The sequence below is a fragment of the Duganella sp. CF517 genome (assembly GCF_900110275.1).
Lineage (GTDB): Bacteria > Pseudomonadota > Gammaproteobacteria > Burkholderiales > Burkholderiaceae_D > Rugamonas.
Map to the genome: position 1 here is coordinate 683,026 of NZ_FODC01000003.1, position 22,015 is coordinate 705,040.

The 22,015-nt window shown below is 65.8% G+C and carries 15 protein-coding genes; 10 read left to right on the forward strand and 5 right to left on the reverse strand.

From position 1 onward, the window contains the following. Window positions 1-220: 220 nt before the first annotated feature. The gene (locus BMX85_RS14605) at window positions 221-2,506 is read left to right on the forward strand and encodes an outer membrane beta-barrel family protein (protein ID WP_090319203.1); all 2,286 of its coding nucleotides are present in this window, start codon (window positions 221-223) and stop codon (window positions 2,504-2,506) included. A gap of 67 nt (window positions 2,507-2,573) precedes the next feature. Here the strand turns inward: BMX85_RS14605 and BMX85_RS14610 are convergent, their stop codons facing one another. Next, window positions 2,574-3,752 (reverse strand): branched-chain amino acid ABC transporter substrate-binding protein, encoded by a 1,179-nt coding sequence (locus tag BMX85_RS14610; protein WP_090319206.1) that lies wholly within the window; start codon window positions 3,750-3,752, stop codon window positions 2,574-2,576. Window positions 3,753-3,875: 123 nt separating this feature from the next. Here BMX85_RS14610 and BMX85_RS14615 point away from each other — a divergent pair, with 123 nt between their 5' ends. The 4 genes from BMX85_RS14615 (at window position 3,876) to BMX85_RS14630 (ending at window position 10,852) form a co-directional block, all read left to right on the forward strand. Beyond that, entirely contained in the window at window positions 3,876-5,027 is a 1,152-nt protein-coding gene (locus BMX85_RS14615) for a pyridoxal phosphate-dependent aminotransferase (protein ID WP_090319211.1), read from the forward strand. 6 nt (window positions 5,028-5,033) lie between these two features. After that, on the forward strand, window positions 5,034-7,238 hold the full coding sequence (locus BMX85_RS14620) for an ATP-binding protein (protein WP_090319214.1): 2,205 nt from the start codon (window positions 5,034-5,036) through the stop codon (window positions 7,236-7,238). Between the two features lie 17 nt (window positions 7,239-7,255). Further along, a complete protein-coding gene (locus BMX85_RS14625; RefSeq protein ID WP_090319217.1) occupies window positions 7,256-8,578 on the forward strand; it encodes a M20/M25/M40 family metallo-hydrolase in 1,323 nt (440 codons plus the stop codon). 111 nt (window positions 8,579-8,689) lie between these two features. Beyond that, window positions 8,690-10,852 (forward strand): TonB-dependent receptor, encoded by a 2,163-nt coding sequence (locus BMX85_RS14630; RefSeq protein ID WP_090319220.1) that lies wholly within the window; start codon window positions 8,690-8,692, stop codon window positions 10,850-10,852. Here the strand turns inward: BMX85_RS14630 and BMX85_RS14635 are convergent. Further along, window positions 10,830-11,822, reverse strand: a complete 993-nt coding sequence (locus BMX85_RS14635) for an NAD(P)/FAD-dependent oxidoreductase (protein WP_090319223.1) — start codon at window positions 11,820-11,822, stop codon at window positions 10,830-10,832. The genes BMX85_RS14630 and BMX85_RS14635 overlap by 23 nt on opposite strands. A 153-nt stretch (window positions 11,823-11,975) precedes the next feature. Between BMX85_RS14635 and BMX85_RS14640 the strand changes: the two genes are divergently transcribed. The 3 genes from BMX85_RS14640 to BMX85_RS14650 are packed head-to-tail and all read left to right on the forward strand — an operon-like array spanning window position 11,976 to window position 14,151. Further along, window positions 11,976-12,941: a MerR family transcriptional regulator gene (locus tag BMX85_RS14640; RefSeq protein ID WP_090319226.1), complete on the forward strand. Its 966-nt coding sequence runs from the start codon at window positions 11,976-11,978 to the stop codon at window positions 12,939-12,941. Between the two features lie 58 nt (window positions 12,942-12,999). Further along, window positions 13,000-13,707 carry a GTP cyclohydrolase I gene (gene folE / locus BMX85_RS14645; protein ID WP_090320107.1) on the forward strand — a complete coding sequence of 236 codons (708 nt, stop codon included), beginning with the start codon at window positions 13,000-13,002 and terminating at the stop codon, window positions 13,705-13,707. An 18-nt stretch (window positions 13,708-13,725) separates the two neighbouring features. Further along, window positions 13,726-14,151, forward strand: coding sequence for a BLUF domain-containing protein (locus BMX85_RS14650; protein WP_090319229.1), 426 nt, complete (start codon window positions 13,726-13,728; stop codon window positions 14,149-14,151). A gap of 151 nt (window positions 14,152-14,302) precedes the next feature. Here the strand turns inward: BMX85_RS14650 and BMX85_RS14655 are convergent, their stop codons facing one another. Beyond that, window positions 14,303-14,545 (reverse strand): TIGR02450 family Trp-rich protein, encoded by a 243-nt coding sequence (locus BMX85_RS14655; protein WP_090320109.1) that lies wholly within the window; start codon window positions 14,543-14,545, stop codon window positions 14,303-14,305. 113 nt (window positions 14,546-14,658) lie between these two features. Between BMX85_RS14655 and BMX85_RS14660 the strand changes: the two genes are divergently transcribed. Further along, window positions 14,659-16,203, forward strand: coding sequence for a cryptochrome/photolyase family protein (locus BMX85_RS14660; RefSeq protein ID WP_090319232.1), 1,545 nt, complete (start codon window positions 14,659-14,661; stop codon window positions 16,201-16,203). 127 nt (window positions 16,204-16,330) lie between these two features. Here the strand turns inward: BMX85_RS14660 and BMX85_RS14665 are convergent, their stop codons facing one another. Beyond that, window positions 16,331-18,451: a LamG-like jellyroll fold domain-containing protein gene (locus BMX85_RS14665; RefSeq protein ID WP_229210464.1), complete on the reverse strand. Its 2,121-nt coding sequence runs from the start codon at window positions 18,449-18,451 to the stop codon at window positions 16,331-16,333. Window positions 18,452-18,616: 165 nt separating this feature from the next. On the opposite strand from BMX85_RS14665, the gene BMX85_RS14670 reads away from it, so the two are divergent. Beyond that, the gene (locus BMX85_RS14670; RefSeq protein WP_090319234.1) at window positions 18,617-20,917 is read left to right on the forward strand and encodes a TonB-dependent receptor; all 2,301 of its coding nucleotides are present in this window, start codon (window positions 18,617-18,619) and stop codon (window positions 20,915-20,917) included. 28 nt (window positions 20,918-20,945) lie between these two features. On the opposite strand, the gene BMX85_RS14675 is transcribed toward BMX85_RS14670, so the two are convergent. Further along, complete coding sequence (locus BMX85_RS14675; RefSeq protein WP_090319237.1) at window positions 20,946-21,878, reverse strand: LysR family transcriptional regulator; 933 nt, start codon at window positions 21,876-21,878, stop codon at window positions 20,946-20,948. Window positions 21,879-22,015: the final 137 nt, after the last annotated feature.

A 22,015-nucleotide genomic window follows, 5' to 3' on the forward strand; every position in this document is an offset into this window, starting at 1 on the left:
ATCGCGCTTCGATGGACCAGCCCGTGTCCGAATGACAGACTTGACCCCGGCAGCGTGGCCCGGGTTTTGGCGGGAGCGCCGGGAAACAACGGTTTGCTTGTTTGCGCAAGCTTCATATTGGTAAAGATTTGTAAATGGCAATATTCGGCATGGGCCTTCTGTAAAATAGCAGGCTTCCGACATCATATAAGACGGCGCCGCCCGGCGGCCCGCCAGCCTCATGCAAAAGAAGCAGAAGAAACTCCTGTCCCAGTGCCTCACCGTCGGCTCGCTCGGCGTGCTGCTGGCAGCGCCGCTCGGCGCCGTGGCACAAACCACGGCTGAGAAACCGGCCGCCAAGCCGGCCGCCACCACGGCCGCGCCCGCGAAGGACGCGGCCGTCGTGCCGTCCGTCACCGTCGCCGGCGAGCGCCCGACCAACCGCATCGACCGCCAGGTGTACGACGTCAAATCCGACGTCTCGAGCTCCAACGGCACCGCCGCCGACGCGCTCAACAACGTGCCATCGGTCGCCGTCGATCCGGACGGCACCGTCACCTTGCGCGGCAGCAGCAATGTGCAAATCCTGGTCGACGGCAAGCCGTCGGCCATGCTGCAAGGCGAGAACCGCGGCGCGGCGCTGCAGGCGATGGGCGCCGACGATATCGAATCGGTCGAGGTCATCAACAACCCCGGCGCGCAGTTCGGCAACGAGGGCGGCGGCGGCCCCATCCTCAACCTGGTGATGCGCCGCAACCGCAAGCCGGGCGGCTTCGGCACCGTCAACGCCAACGCCGGCAAGGACGGCCGCTACAACAGCGCCGTCAACGGCAGCTACAACGAGGGCGCGTGGGGCTTCCAGGGCGGCCTCAACGTGCGCCACGACGGTCGCGACTCCACCGCCGAGGTCAGCCGCGACCGCCTCGATCCGTCCACCGGCCAGTTCGTCCACAGCAGCCAGTCGTCGGTCGGCAAGGGCCTCAACGACATGGTCGGCGCCAACGGCACCGTGAGCTACAACCTCAACCAGACCGACACGCTGACCGGCAGCGCCTCCTACAACGGCCGCACCAACGACCAGCGCGGCACCGACCGCTACCTCAACGGCGCCACCGCGTTCAGCCCGGCCCGCGACTACGTGCGCACGACCGCGCGCGAAGGGGACAGTAAGAACTACAGCTGGGGCGGACGTTACGACCACAAAGGCGAGCTGCCGGGCGAGTCGCTGAAGATCGACCTGCGCGTGTCCTCGTCGGACAACGAGAACGACAGCCACTACGCCAACGATTACGCCACGCCGGGCTTGGCCGACACGCGCGCCTTCCAGCACAGCGACACCACCATCAAGGTGGTCGATTTCACCGGCGACTACGAGCGGCCGCTGTGGGGCGGCTCGGCCAAAGCAGGCTACAAGGCCGCCAGCACCAAAAGCACGTTCGACACCCTGTACACCGACATCGATCCATTGACGTCGGCCGCCATCGTCAACCCGGCGCGCACAAACCGCTTCGAAGTCGATGAGACGGTGCTGGCGTTGTACGGCTCCTACCAGATGCGCCTGAGCGAAAACTGGGGCGCGCTGGCCGGCCTGCGCACCGAGTACACCGACATCGACATCCGCCAGATCACCAGCGGCACGGAAGACAAGAACAGCTACGTCAACTTCATTCCAAGCCTGTTCGCGACCTACAAGGTCAACGACACGGCCAATATGCGCTTCGCCTACGCGCGCCGCATCCGCCGTCCCGGCGCCAACGACCTCAATCCCTACCAGGTCTACCGCGATGAATTCAACGTCTCGGCCGGCAATCCGCAGCTGATGCCGACCAAGACCGATTCGTTCGAAGTGGGCTACGAGACCAAGGTCGCCGGCCTGGAAACCAATCTGCGCGCCTACTACCGCGAGGATTCGGACGCCATCGTCGACTACCGCTACTTCATCGCCAACAACGTGCTGCTGACGACCAAGCAAAACGGCGAAGGCAGCCACTCGAGCGGCCTGGAATTCACCGTCAGCGGCAAGCTGCTGCCCAACCTGACGATCAACACCAGCGGCAACCTGGCGCGCAGCCAGCAGCGCTCGCAGGACGACACCGGTGTGTACAGCACGCGCACCGCCAATTCGCTCAGCGGCCGGCTGCGGCTGAACTACCAGTACAGCGCCGCCACGCAGATGCAGATGGCGCTGCAGATGATGGGCAAGACCTTGTCCGGCCAGGGCTACCGCTCGCCGAACCGCACGCTCAATCTGAGCGCGCGCCACGCGCTGACGCCGCAACTAAGCCTGGTGGCCAACGTCACCGACGTGCTGGATAAGAACAAGATGGAGACGGTCATCAACAGCAGCACCCTGCGCGAAACAAGCACCCGGCGCTTCGATGGCCGCGTATTCTACGTGGGATTGTCATACCGCTTCGGTGGCCCCGGCGGTTCGTCGTCCGAGCGCGAAGGCGGCGGTTTCGGACCGCGCATGGGTCCGGGCGGCCCGGGCGGACCTGGCCCCGGCGGCGGTCCACCGGGCGCCTGATGGCCGGGTCCATCGCCGAGTCCATTGAGGCGTGTCGCCAAGTCGAAACGGGCGACACGCTATCGTCTTACTTCACCACCGCCAGCTTCTCGCGCGTGGCGTTCTTGAACGTGTAGATGGTCAGCACGCCGTCCTTGACGTCGCCGCGCGCGTCGAACGCGATATTGCCGGTCACGCCCTTGTACTGGATCTTCGCCAGCTCCGGCAGGTACTTGGCCGGATCGGGCGAGCCGGCCTTGCGCATCGCCGCCACCATCGTCATCAACGCGTCGTAGGTGTAAGGCGCGTAGGTCTGCACCTCGATCCCGTAACGCTTCTTGTAGGCGACGCGGAAATCGGCCATGCCCTTTTCCTGCGACGGCTCCACCCCGCCCGCCTCCGCGCAAATCACCTGCCCGTCGCTCATCGCGTTGCCCGCCAACCGCGGCACCGAGTCCGAGCACATGCCGTCGCCGCCCATGAACTTGATCGGGATCGCCAGTTGCTTCATCTGGCGCAGCATCGGGCCGGCCACGGCGTCCATGCCGCCGAAGAAAATCATATCCGGCTTGGTCGCCTTGACCGCCGTCAGGATGGCGCTGAAGTCGGTGGCCTTGTCGTTGGTGAACTGGGTCGACACGATGCTCGAGCCGGACGCCGCCCCGCCCCGCTTGACGTTCTTGATGAATTCATCGGCCAGTCCCTTGCCGTAGGCGGTGCGGTCGTCGATGACGGCGATGCGCTTGGCCTTGACCTGCTGCATGGCGTAGCGGGCCAGCGCGGCGCCCAGTTGCTCGTCGTTGGCGACGTTGCGGAACGTGGTGTTGTAGCGCTGGCGCGTGTACTGCGGATTGCTGGCCGACGGCGAGATCTGCGGAATACCGGCGTCGTAGTAAATACGCGAAGCCGGAATCGAAGTGCCGGAGGTTTCGTGCCCGATCACGCCCTGCACTTTGGCGTCCACCAGTTTTTGCGCGGCGGCCGTGGCCTGCTTCGGATCGGCGGCGTCGTCTTCCGCCTGCAGCACGATCTTGTACTTTTTGCCGCCGATGGCCACGCCCTTGGCGTTAAGCTCATCGACCGCCATGCGGGCGCCGTTTTCGTTGTCCTTGCCCAGGTGGGCGATGGGGCCGGAAGTGGCAGCGACGTGACCGATTTTAATGATGTCTTCGGCCTGCGCGGCCGGCGCGCCGGCGGCCAGTACCAGCGCCACGACGCCAGCGCTGGTCGTTGTTTTTAATACAGTAGCTTTTGTTGGGAACTTCATACAATCCTCGTTGGTTAACTTGGCAAGGATAACATCCGGAACCAGTCTCTGCATTCCGTGCGTTGCTGCTGGTATAACTGAAGTAAAATAATTCATCGAAACATTTGCTTCAGGGATATCAATATGGAAATTTCCCAACGCATCGCGCGTTCCAGGCCGTTGGCGACAACGGCCATGCATGGGCGGGTCGCCGCCATGAAGGCGCGCGGCGAGGATGTGGTCGATTTTTCCATCGCGATATCGCATTTCCAGGTGCCGGAGGCGGTGCTCGAAGCCACCCGCGAAGCCCTGTGCCAGCCGTCGCTGGCCTACACGGAGGTCGTCGGCGACGCCGCGATCCGCGCCCGGCTCGCCGCCAAGGTCGTCAACGAGAACGGCATCGACGCCGCACCGGCCGAGATCCTGGTCACCAACGGCGCCAAGCAGGCGCTGTACCAGGCTTTATATGTGATGGCCGATCCCGGCGACCGCGTGATCATCTTCAAGCCGCACTGGCCCGCCTACGTGGCGGCCAGCAAACTGCTGGGACTCGAGCCGGTGCTGGTCGACCTGCCCGCCGCGATCACCACCGAACTGCTCGACAGCCTGCCGCCGGCCAAGGTCCTGTTGATCAACAATCCGCACAACCCGACCGGCGCGGTGCTGGCCGCCGCCGAAATCGACTGCATCGGCGCCTGGCTCGAACGCACCGGCACCCACGCCATCGTCGACGAGAGCTACGAAAAGCTGATTTTCGACGGCGCGCATATCAGCCTGGCCGCGCGCTTCGACTGGCGCGGGATCGGCGTCGTCACGCTGTTCTCGGCCTCGCAAAGCTACGCCATGATGGGCTGGCGCGCCGGCTTCGCGGTGGCGCCGGCCAACCTGGTATCGGCGATGGAAGCGCTGCAAGGCCCGATCACCGCCGCTACGCCGATGCTGATTCAGCTGGCGATGGCCGCGGCGTTCGAATCGGGCGAACCGCGCGCGATGCTGGCCGATTACCGCGCGCGCCGCGATCTGGTGCTCGACCTGACGGCCGGCCTGCCGTGGCTGACGATGCGCTGCCCGGCCTCCGGACCGTATCTGTGGGCCGATGTCTCCGCGCTGACGATGGACACCGCCGCGCTGTCCGAGCGGCTGCTGGCCGAGCGCTCGGTGGCGGTGATGCCGGGCGAGGCGCTGGGCATGCCGGGGCATATCCGTATCGGCTATATTTCGGACGATGTGGCCACGCTGCGGCGCGGTGTCAGGGCCATCATCGACTTCGGCAACGTGCTGCACCGCGCCCGCTGATCCGCTGTGGCCTTCCTCCTCTTCCAACTCAATAGCCTGCGCAGCCGGCTGATTCTGCTGGTGGCGCTGGCGATCGCGCCGATCGCGGTGATGACCATCGTCAGCGGCGTGCGCGAACGCCAACACGCCATCCGCGTGGCCGAGGAAAACCTGCAGCAGCTGACCAACCTGGCCGCCGCCAACGAGGCGCAATCGATCGAGAGCGCGCGCCAGATCCTGCGCGACCTGGCCAGCGTGCCCGATCTGATGGGCGACCAGGCCCATTGCAGCCGCCTGCTGGCCAATATCCACAAACAGAATCCGGACTACGCCAATTTCGGGCTGGTGCAGTTGAACGGCGACGTCACCTGCACCGCCGTGCCGTCCAAGACCAAGGTCAATCTGGGCGACCGCACGCATTTCCGCCGCGCCGTGCATTTGCGCCGCTTCGTCGCCGGCGGCTACATCTTCGGCCGCGTGATCCAGAAGCACACCGTCAACCTCACCTATCCGTTGCTCGACGAGGGCCAGCAGGTGCAGGCGGTGGTGTTCGCGGCGCTCGACCTGACCAAGCTCGATCGCTTCGTCGCCGACATCCAGCTGCCGCCCGGCTCCCTGCTGATGACGGCCGATTCGGACGGCAACATCATCGCCCGCAAACCCCATCCGGAGCAGTGGTTCGGCAAACAGGTGTGGCCCGAGATGCGCGCGGCCATGGCCGGCGAGCCGGGAAAGCCGGTGCTGCTGACAGGCCCCGACGGCGTCGAGCGGCTGCACCGCTTCGCCCGGGTCGGCAACAACGGCCTGTCCGACTACACCGTCACCATCGGCATTCCCGCCAACGACATCACCGCAGTCGCCCGCCGCGACCAGAAGCTCGACCTGATGGCGTTGGCGGCCACCCTGATCCTGGCGCTGCTGGCGGCGTGGTTCGTCGGCGATGTGCTGGTGCTGCGCCGGGTCAAGCGGCTGGCCACCACCGCCAACAGCATCGCCTCCGGCACGCTCGGCGCGCGCAGCGGCATCGCCTACGGCAACGAGGAGATCAGCGAGCTGGCGCGCGCGCTCGACGCCATGGCCGCCGCGCTGCAGGAAAAGGAACGGCAGCACCTGCTGGCCGAAACGCAGCTGCGCCAGGCCGACCAGCGCAAGGACGAATTCCTGGCGATGCTGGCGCACGAACTGCGCAATCCGCTGGCGCCGATCAGCGCCGGCGCCCAGCTGCTCCAGAGCGGCAACGCCAGCCCGCAGTCGGTCGAACGCACCGCCGGCATCATCGTGCGCCAGGTTACCCACATGACGCGCCTGGTCGACGACCTGCTCGACGTCTCGCGCGTGACGCGCGGGCTGGTGACCTTGACGCGTGTGCCGCTGAACGTGGCCGACGTCGTCGCCGACGCCATCGAACAGGCCGACCCGATGATGCGCGCCAAGCAGCACCGCTTCGACCTGGTGCTGCCGGAGACGCCGTTGCAGGTGATGGGCGACCATAAGCGGCTGGTGCAGGTGCTGGTCAATGTGCTTAACAACGCCGCCAAGTACACGCCGGCCGGTGGCGCCATCCGGCTGCTGGTGCGCGCCGAGGCGGGCGAAGTCAAGATGGTCATCAGCGACAACGGCATCGGCATGTCGGACGAACTGCGCGGCCGCGTGTTCGAGCTGTTCGCGCAAGCCGACCGCAATTCCGACCGCTCGCAGGGCGGGCTGGGATTGGGACTGGCGCTGGTCAAGACCCTGGTCGAACTGCATGGCGGCACGGTGGTCGTCGACAGCGGCGGCGATCAGAAAGGCAGCACCTTCACCATCAGGCTGCCCGGCACGGTGGGCACGCAGTCGCCGGTGGCGGCCAAGCCGGCGGCCGCGCCGCAAACCAGGCTGCGCGTGCTGGTGGTCGACGATAACATCGACGCCGCACAAACCTTGCAGCTGCTGCTGGAGACCGTCGGCCACGAGGTCTTGCTCGCGCATACCGCGCACGCGGGACTGGAGATCGCCCAGGCGGTCGCGCCGCAACTGTGCCTGCTCGATATCGGCCTGCCCGACCTGAGCGGCAACGATCTGGCGCGCGGTTTGCGCAAGCTGCCGCAGACGGCCAACGCCACCCTGGTGGCGGTGACCGGCTACGGGCGCCGCGAGGACCGCGAACTGGCCAAGGACGCGGGCTTCAACCACTATTTCGTCAAGCCGGTCGATGTCGACGCCCTGCTGGCGATGATCGCAACACTCCGTTAACCCTCAACAGGAACTCCATGCCCCGAACCGCCCGCACCATCGGTAACCTCCGCACCATCGGCGCCATCCTGGCCGTCGGCCTGTCGGCCATTGCGGCGCCGGCCCAGTCGCAGGACGAGCAGCGGACCATGGCGCGCATCGCCGCGCAGCCGGCGGTGAAACGCGCGCTCGCCTATATCGAAAAGAACGAGCCCACGACCACCGCCAACACGCTGGCGATCAACGCGATCCCGGCGCCGACGTTCGCCGAGTCGGCGCGCGCGGCCGACTACGCGGCCCGCATGAAGGCGGCCGGCCTGCACGACGTGCACCTCGACGAAGCAGGCAATGTGCTGGGCACCTATCGCGGCGCAGGCAAGGGACCGACCATCGTGCTGGCCGCGCACCTCGACACCGTTTACCCGGCGGGCACCGACCTGACGGTGCGTGAAAAAGATGGCCGCTTCTACTCGCCCGGCATCGCCGACAACGCCCGTTCGCTGGCGGCGATGCTGGTGATCGTCAGCGCCATGCGCGACGCCGGCGTGGCGCCCGTGGGCGACATCCTGGTGGTCGCCAACGTCGGCGAGGAAGGCCTGGGCGACCTTAAAGGGGTCAAGCACCTGTTTAGTCAACGCAAGGACATCAAGGCCTTCGTCGGCCTCGAACCGGCGCTGGGCGCGGACGGCGATCCGGTGACCCACATCGGCACCGGCAGCCGTCGCTTCAAGGTGACCGTGCGCGGCCCCGGCGGGCATAGCTACGAGGGCTTCGGCCTGCCGTCGGCGGTGCACGCGGCGGGCCGCGCGATCGCCCGCATCGACGATCTGCGCGTGCCGTCCGAACCCAAGGTGACCTTCAACGTCGGCGTGATCCAGGGCGGGCAATCGGTCAACAGCATCGCCGCCGAAGCGAGCATGCTGGTCGACATCCGCTCGGCCAACGCGCCGCTGCTGGCCGACACCGAGCGCCGCATCAAGGCGGCGATCCAGCAGGGCGTGGACGAAACCAATCAGCGCTGGAACAGCAAAGCGATCAGCGCCGACATCGTGTTAATCGGCGACCGCCCGGCCGGCCAGATGGCCAAGGACGCGAAGATCGTCAAGCTGGCGCTGGCGGCGGCAAGCGCGCAAGGCCGGCCCGCGCTGCTCGACGGCCCGCATTCGACCGACGCCAACCTGCCGATGAGCCTTGGCATCCCGGCCATCACCATGCCGGCCGGCGGCAGCTCCGGCGGCTACCACTCGGAAAAAAACGAATGGTGGGCGCCGACCAATGCCTTCGCGGCGCCGCAGAACGTCATGCTGACCATACTTGGCCTGGCTGGCGTCCAGGGCACCGCGCCGCCGGCTATCCCTTAAGCCGCTGCCCCTTAAGCCGCTATCCATCGAGCCGGCTATTCCTTAAGTAAGACTGTACAGCGCGGCGTGTGGCAGTGATAATGGGAATCATTCCCATTTATTTCGCGCCCCATGCCTCCTGCATTAAAGACCACCACCGCCTGCGTACTGTCCGCCCTCTCCGTCCTCGCGCCATGCGCGCACGCCCAATCCGGGCCTGAGCTGCAAACGGTCGTCATCAGCGCCAGCGCCGACGCCTCGGCGGCCGGCCTGTCGAAGGCGTTCGCCGGCGGCCAGGTCGCCAAGGGCGGGCGCGTCGGCCTGCTCGGCAACATGGACAACATGGACACGCCGTTCAACAGCACCAATTACACGCAGCAGTTCATCCAGGACCAGCAGGCGCGCAGCGTGGCCGACGTGCTGCAAAGCGATCCGTCGGTGCGCGTGGCGCGCGGCTTCGGCAACTACCAGGAGATGTACATCATCCGCGGCTTCCCGGTCGCTTCGGACGATCTGGCCTACAACGGCTTGTACGGCGTGCTGCCGCGCCAGTACATCGCGGCCGAACTGCTGGAGCGCGTCGAAGTGTTCAGGGGCGCCAACACCTTCCTCAACGGCGCCTCGCCCTCCGGCGGCGGCATCGGCGGCGCCATCAACCTGCTGCCCAAGCGCGCACCCAACGTCGCGCTCACCGAAATCAGCGCCGGCCTGCAATCGGGCCGGCAGACCCACCTGGCGGCCGACGTCGCGCGCCGCTTCGGCGACGAGGACCGTATCGGTTTGCGTTTCAACGCCGTGCAGCGCAAGGGCGGCACCGCCATCGACGACGAACACCGCGAGCTGCGACTGGCCGCGCTGGGCGCCGATTATCGCGGGCGCGGCTTCCGGCTGTCGGCGGATCTGGGCTGGCAGGACAGTACGCTGAGCAGCGCCAGGCCGTCGGTCAACGTCGCCGCCGGATTGCCGATACCATCGGCGCCCGACGGCGGCGACAACTTCGGCCAGCCTTGGGACTACTCCAGCGAGCGCGATGTCTTCGGCACCCTGCGCGGCGAGTGGGACGTGGCCAAGGACGTGGTGGCGTGGGCCTCGTTCGGCGGGCGGCGCGGCCACGAACTCAATCGGCTGGGCAGCACCCTGAATTTGACGTCGAGCTCCGGCGCCGGCAACCTGCGCCGCTTCGACAACGCCCGCGAAGACCATATCCAGACCGGCGAACTGGGATTGCGCGCCGCGCTGCGCAGCGCTCCCGTAAGCCACAAGCTGGCGCTGACGGCGACCGGCTTCGATCTCGATTCGCGCAACGCCTACGCGACATCGCCGTACCAGGCGACGTCGCTGTACCACCCGCCGGTGATGGCCTTGCCGGTCCTGACCACCTTCGGCAACGCCTTGTCCGATCCGCGCACCACCAACGAGGTGAAGCTGGCCAGCGGCGCGGTGGCCGACAGCATGGGCTTCCTCGACGACAGCGTGCTGCTGACGGTCGGCGTGCGCCATCAAAAAATCCGCCAGACCGGCTACGCCTACAATACCGGAAAGCAGAACGCCGATTACAGCGAAAGCGCCAACACCCCGATCGCGGCGCTGGTGTACAAGGCGTCGAAACGGGTATCGTTGTACGCGAACTATATCGAAAGCCTGCAGCAAGGCGCGGTGGCCGGATCGACCGCCGTCAACGTTGGCCAGATTTTCGCGCCGTACAAATCGCGCCAGAAGGAAGTGGGCGCGAAGTATGACGGCGGCCGCTTCGGCGCCAACGCCGCGCTGTTCACCACCACCCAGCCGCAGGGCGTATTGAACCCGGTTAGCAAAGTGTTCGGCATCGACGGCGAGCAGCGCAACCGTGGCGCCGAATTCTCGGCCTTCGGCGAACCGCTGCGCGGCCTGCGCGTGCTGGGCGGCGTGACCTTGCTCGACGCCACGCAGCAGCGCACGGCCGGCGGCGCGACCGACGGCAAGGACGTCATCGGCGTGCCGAAGTCGCAGGTCAATCTGGGCGTCGATTGGGACGTGCCGGGCATGCCGGGCCTGAGCCTGTCGGCGCGCGCGCTGCACACGGCGTCGCAGGCGGTCAACGCGGCCAACACCCAGCAGCTGCCGTCGTGGAACCGGCTCGACGCCAGCGCGCGCTTTCAGCTCGATCTGGACGGCCGCAGCTACACGCTGCGCGTTCGGGTCGACAACCTGACCGACAAGAGCTACTGGGCGTCGGCCGGCGGCTCGCAGGGTACCGGCTACCTGGTGCTGGGCGCGCCGCGCAGCTTCGCGCTCACGGCAAGCACGGAGTTCTAGCCAGCACCTTGGCGGCCAGCGCCAGGCCGCTCAACCAGGCGTCCTCCACGCGGCCGCCACCGAGCCAGTCGCCGCACAGGCCAACCTGCACCGCCGGCAGCCACACCGCCTGGCGCGACGACGCCGCGCCGGCCTTGGCGTAACGCCAGCGGTGCGCGGTCACGCCTTCCGGCGCCGGACCGCCAAGCTTTGCGAAGGCATCCAGCAGCAGCACCTTGACCAGCGTCTCGTCATCCTCGATATGGGCGGCGCTCCACTCCGCGCTGGCCTGCAGCACCCACACCTCGCTGCCGGCGCGGCCGGGTTTCGAGCTGTCGCGCGCGATCCAGCGCAACGGCCCGTCGTTGATGAAGGCGGCGTCGTAGCCGGGCTTGTAGGGCTGTGCGAACCGCAGCATCAAGGTCCAGCTGGGAAGCATGGCGACCGCGTTCGACTGCATCGCCGTCAGTGGCAGCAGCGGTTCCAGCAGCACGGCCGCCTGCGGCGCCGGCACCGCGAGCACCACCGCGTCGTAACGCTCGGCGTGCAGCCCCAGCTCCTTCGATCGCAGGCGCCACCCTTCCGCTTCATGCCGCATATCGTCGATGGTGACGCCGCTGTGCACCGCCAGGCCGCCGGCCAGCCATGCCGCCGGAGCGCTCATGCGCGGCACGCCGACGAAGCGCACCACGCTGTCCGGCTCGGCCTTGCCGCCGCCGATGACGGCGAGCTTGGGCTCCCACGGCGCAGCTACGCCCGCCGCCTCCCAGCGCGCGACCTCCTCGCGGAAGGCGCTGTCGCGCACGGTGAAGTACTGGGCGCCGTGGTCGCACTGCCAACCGTCGGCGCGGCGGGTGCTCATGCGGCCACCCGGGCCGCGCGCCTTCTCGAACACCGTGATGCGGCAACCCGCGTTCTGCAAGTGCCGTCCGCACGACAGCCCGGCCAACCCGGCTCCGATCACCGCCACATTAAGACGTGTTTCAGGCATGGCGAAGGGTCCTCTTCGATGTAAAGTCCAAAGTATAAAGAGAAGACCGCGGCGGCAGAAGGCCTGGCGCGCCTTCGGCGGTTCAATTTCGGTTCAACCGACACGATGACCCGCGAAATGCTAATATGCTGCAAATAGCGAAAAAGGAGCAACATGTCGAAAGCCGAAGAAAAGCCAGAATCGAAGCCCACCGGCTACCGCAGCGGCGTCGCCGCGCGGCTGGCGGGCCTGCCGGTGGAAACGCTGCGCGTATGGGAGCGCCGCTACGGCGTTTCCGATGTCGACCGCTCGCCGCACGGCCAGCGGCTGTACTCGGCCGACCAGGTTCGCCGGCTCGGCCTGCTGAAACGCGTGGTCGACCAGGGACACGCGATCGGCACCGTGGCCAGGCTGGCGGCCGATGAACTGATCGCGCTCGCCGGCGCCGCGCCCTCGCCCGCCGGCCCCGGCGCGATCACGCAAACGCTCAAGATCGCCGTGGCGGGCACCGCGCTGGCGCGCCGCCTTGGCGCCATCCGCACCTCGCCGGAACTCGATATCGTCGCCAGCTGCTCGCAGCTCGAAGGCGCGGCCGAGGCGATGGCCGGCGTAGCGGCCGACGTGCTGCTGATCGAATCGTCCGAGATGAGCGCCGACGCGCTGCCGCAAATCCAGGCCGCGCGCCGCGCGATGCAGGTGCGCACGGTGGTGGTGCTGTACCGCTTCTGCGACAGCGCCACCGTGCGCCGTCTCCGGGAGCATGGCTGCCTGGTGGCGCGCGCGCCATCCGACGCCGCCGAAGTGGCGGTATTGTGCAGCACCGCGCTGACCGGCGCGGCGCGCCCGCCGCCAGGCCCGCTCACGGCGCCGCCGCCGCGCCGCCTGGACGACCAGGCACTGGCGGCGCTGTCGTCGGCCTCCTCCAGCATCAATTGTGAGTGCCCGCGCCATCTGGCGGATATACTGATGATGCTGGCCAGTTTCGAGCGCTATAGCTACCAGTGCCAAAATCGCAATGCCAGCGACGCGGCGCTGCACGAGGACCTCGGCCGCAGCGCCGGCCACGCGCGCGTGATGATGGAGCAGGCGCTGGAACGATTGGCGTATGCCGAAGGGCTCCCCTTGCCCGACAAGCAGTGAACACCTTAGTTATACCCGCAGTTGTACTCATTATTTGAATTTCTGATTGGACTACCGCATGACCACCGAGCAGCTTCCGGCATATCGCCCTGCCACCACCACCGCCTCCGAGCGCATCCGCGCGCGCCTGATCGCCAGCAACACGCGCTTTCATGCCAACGACAATATCGCCGCCTACATCGAACCCGGTGAGCTGGACCAGTTGCTGGACGAAGTCAGCGGCCATATGCAAAAGGTGCTGGAAAGCCTGGTCATCGACACCGTCAGCGACCATAACACGCAGGATACGGCGCGCCGCGTCGCCAAGATGTACATGAACGAGGTGTTCGGCGGCCGCTACGTCGACATGCCGCCGGTGACCGAGTTCCCGAACGCCGCCAACCTCAACGAGTTGATGATCATCGGCCCGATCACGGTGCGCAGCGCCTGCTCGCACCATCTGTGCCCGGTGATCGGCAAGGTCTGGATCGGTGTCATGCCGAACCAGCACTCGAACCTGATCGGCCTGTCCAAGTATGCGCGCCTGGCCAGCTGGATCATGAGCCGGCCGCAAATCCAGGAAGAGGCGGTGGTCCAGTTGGCCGATCTGCTGCAAGAAAAAATGCAGCCGGACGGCCTGGCCGTTATCATGGAGGCGGACCACTTTTGCATGCAGTGGCGCGGTGTCAAGGACATGGATGCGCGCATGATCAACAGCGTCATGCACGGCTCATTCCTCAAGGACCCGGCCCTGCGGCGCGAGTTCCTGTCGCTGATCAAACGCTGATATCACGGGAGAATACGAATGCTCGTCCGACTTTTGTACGCCAGCCGCGCGGCCGCCGACACCCAAACGGGCGCCGTCACGGCCATCATGCAGCACTCGCATGCCTACAATCCCAAGCACGGCATCACCGGCGTGCTGTGCCATAGCGAGCGCGCCTACCTGCAGGTGATCGAAGGTGGACGCGACCAGGTCAATCGCCTGTACGGCAAGATTATGCGCGACACGCGGCACACCGACGTGGTGCTGCTGCACTACGAGGAAATCTGCGAACGCCGCTACTCCGGCTGGACCATGGGGCAGACCAATTTGAACAAGCTCAATCCGGGCACGTTGCTGCGCTACTCGGCCACGGCGGAGTTCGACCCGCATTCGCTGTCGGGCAAAAGCTCGCTGGCGTTGATCGATGAGCTGATGGCCGCGGCGGCGGTGCTGGGCCGCGCCTGAAGCTTGGCCCGTGGCCGACGCACACCCCGGATACACGTCGGGCGGATTAGCGAAGCGTAATCGGCCATGCATGCGCCATCGGCGGCTCGATGGCGGATTACGGCGTTCCGCCTAATCCGCCCTACGTGTTTTAGATCATTCACAGTTCACCTCAAAGCCACCCCTGGCGCCAGCTCGCTGCATCCGTCAACGCGCGCCACGGCATGGTTTGCCGCCGGCGCGAATGCACCGCCTCCAGCACGATCTCCTCCACCACCCCGCCCTCGCGCACCGGCTCGACCAGCTCCACCACCAGGAAGTGCTTTTCCTTGTTGCTCGGCGCGACCGCCGTCCATTTGCTGAGCCTGAGTTTTCGAGGACTCAAGCGCGGCACCGGCGCGGGCTTTGTTGTCATGGCATCCATCGTCACGCTCCTCGAAACTGGTTGAACCGCCATTGAACCATTTTTGCGGCCCGCTCGCAATGGGCACGCTGGACGCCGGATTTTTCTTCGTCTAAGGTGGCCGCATGAACCGCACCACCAACCCCACACTCAAGCTGATCCTGGGCGATCAACTCAACTGCCAGCACAGCTGGTTCGCCGAGACACGCGACGACGTGGTCTTCGTCATGATGGAAGTGCGCCAGGAAACCGATTACGTGCTGCACCACGCGCAAAAGATCATCGCCATCTTCGCCGCCATGCGCGATCTGGCGCGGCGGCTGCGGGAAGGCGGCCACCGCGTGCACTATTTGACCATCGACGATCCGGACAACCGTCAATCCATGCCCGCCAATCTCGATCACCTGATCGCCCACTACGGCGCGGCGGCATTCCGCTGGCAGGCGCCGGACGAATACCGGCTGGACCGCCAACTGGCCGACTACGCCGCCGGCCTGTCCATCCCGTCGACGATGGACGACACCGAGCATTTCTACACCGACCGCGACGAAGCGGCCGGGCTGTTCGAAGGCCACGACAACTGGCTGATGGAGCGCTTTTACCGCCACATGCGCGTGCGCCACAGGGTATTGGTATCGGAAACCGGCAAGCCCGCAGGCGGCCAATGGAACTTCGACCACGACAACCGCGAAGCCTGGAAAGGCATGCCATGGGAGCCGGCGGACCTGCGCGGCCGCCACGACCACAGCGAATTATGGAAAACGATACAGGCGGCCGGCGCACAAAGCTTCGGCCAGCCGAACGCCGGCGATTTCGGCTGGCCCCTGAATCGGGACGAGGCGCTGGAACAGCTCGAGCGCTTCGTCCAACACGCCCTGCCGCATTTCGGCCAGTTCCAGGACGCGATGAGCTTCAAGGCCTGGCGGTTGTTCCATTCACTGCTGTCGTTCGCGATGAACAGCAAGATGCTCGATCCGCGCACCGTGATTGAACGGGTCGAGGCGGCGTGGCGCGACGGCGCCGTGCCGCTGGCGTCGGCCGAGGGCTACATCCGCCAGATACTCGGTTGGCGCGAATATGTGCGCGGCGTGTACTGGCACCGCATGCCGGGCTACGACCGGCTCAACGTCTTCAACCACACGACGCCGCTGCCGCACTGGTTCTGGTCGGGCGAGACGCGCATGCGCTGCATGGCGACGGCGATCGGCCAGTCGCTCGAGCACGCGCACAGCCACCATATCAACCGGCTGATGGTGATCGGGAATTTCTCGCTGCTGGCGGGGCTGTCGCCGTATGAGCTGCACCAGTGGTATCTGGGGGTGTACATCGACGCTTTTGAATGGGTGGAGTTGCCTAATACTTTGGGCATGAGCCAGTATGCGGATGGCGGTTTGCTGGCGACGAAACCGTATGTATCCAGCGCGGCCTACATCGATCGCATGAGCGATTATTGCAAGGGCTGTCACTACGATAAAAAGGCGCGGGTCGGCGGGAGGGCTTGTCCTTACAACGCCATGTACTGGGATTTTTTTGAGCGCAACCGGGAGTCGCTGGGGAAGAACAATCGGCTCAATATGGTTTATCTGCAGATCAAGCGCATGGACGGGCCGACCAGGCAGGCATTGCGCGACCAGGCGGCGCACACGCGCGCGACCTTGGCGGATTTGTGAGGAAACACGTAGGGCGGATTAGGCGGAACGCCGTAATCCGCCGTTGAGCCGCCGACGGCGCATGCATGGCGGATTACGCTCCGCTAATCCGCCCTACGTGGTTTAGAAGATCGTTAAGTTCACCTGATCAACGGCGCGCCGTCAACCACTGCGTCGCCGGCAGCGCCGCCGCCGCCACCCGCACCTCGCCGATGTTGCCGAAGTAGCCGTCGGCGCGCGCGCCATCCCACGAGCCGCCGCCCACCACCCATTGCGACGTCGCCGACAGCGTCGCCAGGCCGACGACATTGCTGCTGTTGCGCAGCACCGGCGCGCCTTCCACATACATCACCGTATCGTGCGTGGCCGGGTCGTTGACGATGGCGATGTGCACCCACGTGCCGGCGATGATCTCGCCCGACCAGCTGGCTAGCCCTCCCCGCGCGCCCGCCACGTCCGGCACCACCTCCCACTGCACCTCGCGCAGGCTGGAGATGGCGAACAGCAGCGGCGGCGACTCCGGATCGCCGCCGTCGAAGCCGGCCAGATCGCCGCGCTTGCCATCGCGCGTCATGATGTTCATCCACGCGTGCTTGGACTTGTCCCATGCCTGGTTGATCTTGACGAACGCTTCGATCGTGTAGCCGGTCTTGGCGAAGGTCTGGGCGTTGATCGCGGCCGATGGATCGGTGACGAAATAACTCAGGCGCGGCATGTTCTTGTCGGTGTTGACGAAGCTGACCGAACCGGGCGCCGACGACAGGCGGTGGCGGTCACCACTCCAGACGATATCGCCCGCTTCGGCGCCGACGATGCCGCCCTTGTTGAGCCCATCCCGCGTCAGCGGATTGGCGCCGGTGACGTCGGCGATGCGGGTGCCCGGTGCCACCGGCGCGCCCTCGGTGCCGCCGTAGAAGCGCCAGTGCGCCACGGTCGACGCCACTTTCGGATAATCGTCGGCGTCCTTCGGCGGGACGGCCACGACGACGGCCGGCTCCGTGTAGCCCTTGAGGACCAGCGCCTTGGCCTGGTCGACCAGCGACGACGCCACCGTCGCCTTGCCGGTGCCGAAGGTGGCGTTGAAGCGGGCAAAGCGCTTGGCGAAGTTGATGTTGATGGTGAACGCTTCATTCGGCTCGGTGAGCACGGCGCGGTCGAAGGCGTTGAGGGTGTCGGCCGGCTTCATCGGCACCCACGGCGAGAACGACAGCACCTTGATCTGGTTGTTGGTCAGATCGAATTCGTACAGGCGCATCAAACCGTTGCCGCCCTGGTAGTCCATCTGATAGTCGACCACCATTTCCTCGACCGCGTTGCCGAAGTTGTTGGTCTTGGTCAGGCGCGCGGCGCCGTGGTGGTGGCCGTTCAGGGTCATGAAGATCTGATCGTTGTCACGGATTAGTTTTTCCCACAGCATCTTGCCGTAGTCCGTCTCCAGCGGGCTGAGTGCGTCGGCCGCGATATTCAGCAACTGGTGGTTGACCAGGATCACCGGCAGTGTCGGATTGTCGGCCATGACCTTGCGCGCCCAGGCGATGCCGGCGTCGGAGATGCGCCACGACAGCGACAACACCATGAACTTCTGTTCCTGCGCGGTGAAGATGTGGTACTCGTGGAAGCCAGTGCTGTCGCGCCCGCCGAAGGTGGCCTGGCGCTGCGCGCGGCGCGTGCCGAACCATTGCAGATACGGCTCGTTGGCCAGCACGCGCTGGGTGTCGGTGCCCTTGGTCTGATCGCCGGTATAGTCCAGGTCGTTGACGACGTCGTGGTTGCCTGCCAGGATGGAGTACGGCACCTTGTTTACTTCCAGCATCTGCATGGCGCTGTCGGCCACCTTCCACTGCTCCGGCTTGCCGACCTGGTCGACCACGTCGCCCAGGTGGATCAGGAACGGGATGTTCAGCGCGGCGGCGTTGCGCGCGACCCAATTGGTCTGCGCGCCGAACGGCTCGTTGCCGTAGTGGCGCTGGTACTGGTTGCTTTCCGACGAGGTGGCGTAGCGCGCATAGAACTGCGTGTCCGGCAAAACGGCCAGGGCGAAGCTGGAGATCTGCGTGCTCGGCGGGACGACCACCGGTGCGGTGCCGCCGCCATTGCCGGTGTTGCCGATGTCGCTGTTGCCGCCGCCGCAACCGGCCAGCAAGCCACCGACGGACAAACCCGACGCCGAGGCCAAACCCATCTTCAGCAGGGTGCGGCGCTGTGGCCGCGGCGCGGCGCCTGGTTCGGTGGGGAGGACCGGGAATTTGCTGTTGCCTTGTTCGCTCATATGACTCGTGCTCAAGAAATAGTGGAGCGCCAAGTCTATTTCCGGAGCGTGACGGGCTCATGACAACATGAAAGTCACTCGCGAATCCAATCAGCAGATTGAGCAATTTCGCGGGTTTCGCGCTGATATATTAGAACATCACAACTACATAAATCAGGGGACGACATGAAATCTGCGGCACATCCGGCGGCGCTACCGCTGCTCAAACCCATGGCGCGGGCGGCCGCGATGGCGGTCGTCGGAGCGTGCTGGGCTCAGCACGCGCTGGGGCAAACGCCCCCGCCGCAAGCTGCACCCGAAGCCGGCCTTCAAAGCGTGGTCGTCACTGCCCAAAAGCGCCCGCAGTCGATGCAGGACGTGCCGGTCGCGGTGAATACGGTCGACGCGCGCGCCATCGAGAATCAGCAACTCGTCGACTTCAGCGACCTGACCCGGGTAGCGCCGTCGATGACCTTGAACCAGAACCCGAACAACAGCACCATCGCCCTGCGCGGCATCGGCACCTTCGCCTACAGCATCGGCATCGAGTCGGCCGTGTCCGTCATCGTCGACGACGTGCCGGTCATCCAGCAGGCGCAGGCGTTCTCCAACCTGAGCGATATCGAACGCATCGAGGTGCTGCGGGGTCCGCAGGGCACGCTGTTCGGCAAGAACTCGTCGGCGGGCGTCATCAACGTCGTCACCAAGCCATCGGCCGAGATATTGGAGGGACACGGGCAGATCGCCGTCACCAGCGATCATGAGCGGCGGCTCGACGCCGGCATCTCCGGCCCGCTGGGCGAGCGCCTCGGCTTCCGCGTCAACGCCTACACGGCGCGGCGCGACGGCGAAATCCACAACCTGACCCACGGCACCGACCTCAACGGCGACCGCGCCAAGGGGCTGCGCGCGCGGCTGGACTTCAAGGGCGCGGACGGCCTGCAGGGCAAGCTCATCGCCGACTACAACACCCGCCTGGTCGAGGGGCCGGTCACCACCCTACGCGCCGTGCCGCCGGGCGCCAGCCAGCAAAACGTCGCGCCGCTGGCACCTGCCCTCTCCGGCGTGACGCCCGGACCGGAAAACCGCGATGTGCGCATGGACGATCCCGGCTACGCGGACAACCGCAACGCCAGCGTCAGCGGCACGCTGAGCTGGAAGCGCGACCTGCACACGTTGACCTCGGTGACCACCTGGCAGGACTGGAAGTATGACTTCCTCGCCGACTACGACGGCAGCGAAACCGACCTCGTCGGCGCCCTCACGCGCGGCGCCAGCCACGGCGGCGTCACGCAAGGCGGGCCCTACCGCTCGAAGATGCTGACGCAGGAGCTGCGTCTCGCTTCCAACGGCGACGGCCGGTTCAACTATCTCGGCGGCTTGTACTTCTCCGATTCGGACAACGACCGCTCGTTCAACCGTGCGCCGACCTTGTCGCCGGCGCGCTGGGAAGCCAGCGCCGGCAACCGCACGCTGGCCGCCTTCACACAGGCCGACTACAAGGTGACGCCATCGACGCGCCTCAACGCCGGCTTGCGCTACAACCGCGAAACCATCGACGTCGATTTCACCAACCGCATACCGGCCACGCCGACCCGCTTCAGCGGCAAGAACACCGACAGCGTCGTCACCGGCAAGCTGGCGCTGCAACAGGACGTGGCCAAAAACGTCATGGTGTACGGCTCCTACGCCACCGGATACAAGGGCGCCGGCTACGACATCTCCACCGGCTTCGACCAGTCGCGTGTGCGCCTTCCGGTCGCGCCGGAAACGTCGAAGGCCTATGAGATCGGCCTGAAAAGCCGCTTCCTGCAAAACCGCCTGCAAGTCAACGCCACGGCCTTTCACACCGACTACGACGATTTCCAGGCGCAGTCCAACCGCATCGATCCGGTGACGAACCTGACGCAAAACGCCGTCATGAATGTCGGCGCGCTGCGCACGCGCGGCGTGGAACTGGAACTGGCGGGCAAGCCGATCAACACACTGCTGCTGGAGGGTTCGCTCGCCTGGGTCGACGCCATCGTCAAGGAATTCCCGCTGGCGAACTGCTATCCGGGCCAGACACTGGCCGACGGCTGCCGGCAAGTGGGCAACGCGTCGGTGCAGGACCTGGCCGGCAAGCGCCTGGCCAACGCGCCGAAGCTCAAGATCGGCCTGGGCGCGACCTATAACTTCCCGCTGTTCGACGGTTACAACGGCATCGCCAACCTCAACTACCAGCACCAGTCGGCGGTCAACTTCGACCTGGGCAACAATCCATTGACTGTGCAGAAAGGCTATGGTGTGTTCAACGGCAGCATTGCGCTGAACGACGCCGCGCGCGGCTTCAAGGTCACCTTGTATGTCAACAACCTGTTCGACAAAGGCTACACCACCTTCATCGGCGACAACTTCAACTTTTATCGGGGCGCGCACGTGATGACGCAGACGCTGCCGCGCAATTCGCAGCGCTATGTGGGCCTGCGCGTGAAGTACGAATTTTGAGGTTGTCCGGTCACAACCAACAATGGGGTCAGATACCGTGACCCCCACGATTTTGGCCGAGTTGCTGCGCCAGGAAATCGACGAAACTGCGCACCCGCAGCGATAGATGGCGGGCATGCGGATACAGCAGAATGAACGGGCGCGACGTGCCGCCGTGCTGCGGCAGCAGCTCCACCAGCGTGCCGTCGGCCAGGTCGCGTTCGACGATGTAGCGGTAGGTCTGCGCGATGCCGGCGCCGCTGCGCGCCAACGTGACGATGCCAAGCACGTCCCCGGCGCAGGTGTAGCCGCCGGTTGTTGCCACATCCATCCGCTCGCCGTCGATCCTGAACAGCCACGGTATCTTGCGTCCGGTGCTAGGCAAGTCGAACTGGATGCATTCGTGCGCTTGCAGCGCCTCGATGGCCACGGGCGTTCCCATGCGCTTGAGATACGACGGCGCCGCGACCAGCACCAACTCGGCGTCCTCCAGTTTGCGCGCGATGAGCGACGAGTCGGCGGGATCGCGGCCGCGTATCGCCATGTCGAAACTCTCCTCGGCAAAATCGACATTGCGGTTGCTGAGGTGGACTTCGACTTTGACGTCCGGGTACAGCGCGCGGAAACGCGGCAGCAATGGCAGCAGCCGGTAATGGCCATACGGCGTCGGCACGCTGATGCGCAGCGATCCGGCCGGCGCGACCTGCTCGCCCGTCACCTCGCGCTCGGCCTCGAGTAACTGCGACAGCGCCTCGCGGCATTGCTTGTAGTAGCGCAGGCCACCTTCCGTCAGGCGGATCTGGCGCGTGGTGCGGACAAATAGGCGCACGCCCAGCCGCTCCTCGAGCCTCGCGATCGACCGGCTGACGGCCGCCGGCGTGACCCCTGCCGCGTTGGCGGCGGCGGTAAAACTGCCCAGTTCCGCCGCCTGGCAGAACAGATCGATGCTGCCAAGCTGCATGTCGTCGAAATTGCGTTTCATCGTAAGAATCCCCGGCTAAAGTGCGAGCGGAGATATTACACCATGTATCAAGTCATCTTCCCCGAGAGCCATTTATATCCCCGACTGGCATAAGTATATTGCTTACATGCCGTCGCAACACCGATATCGGCACCCAT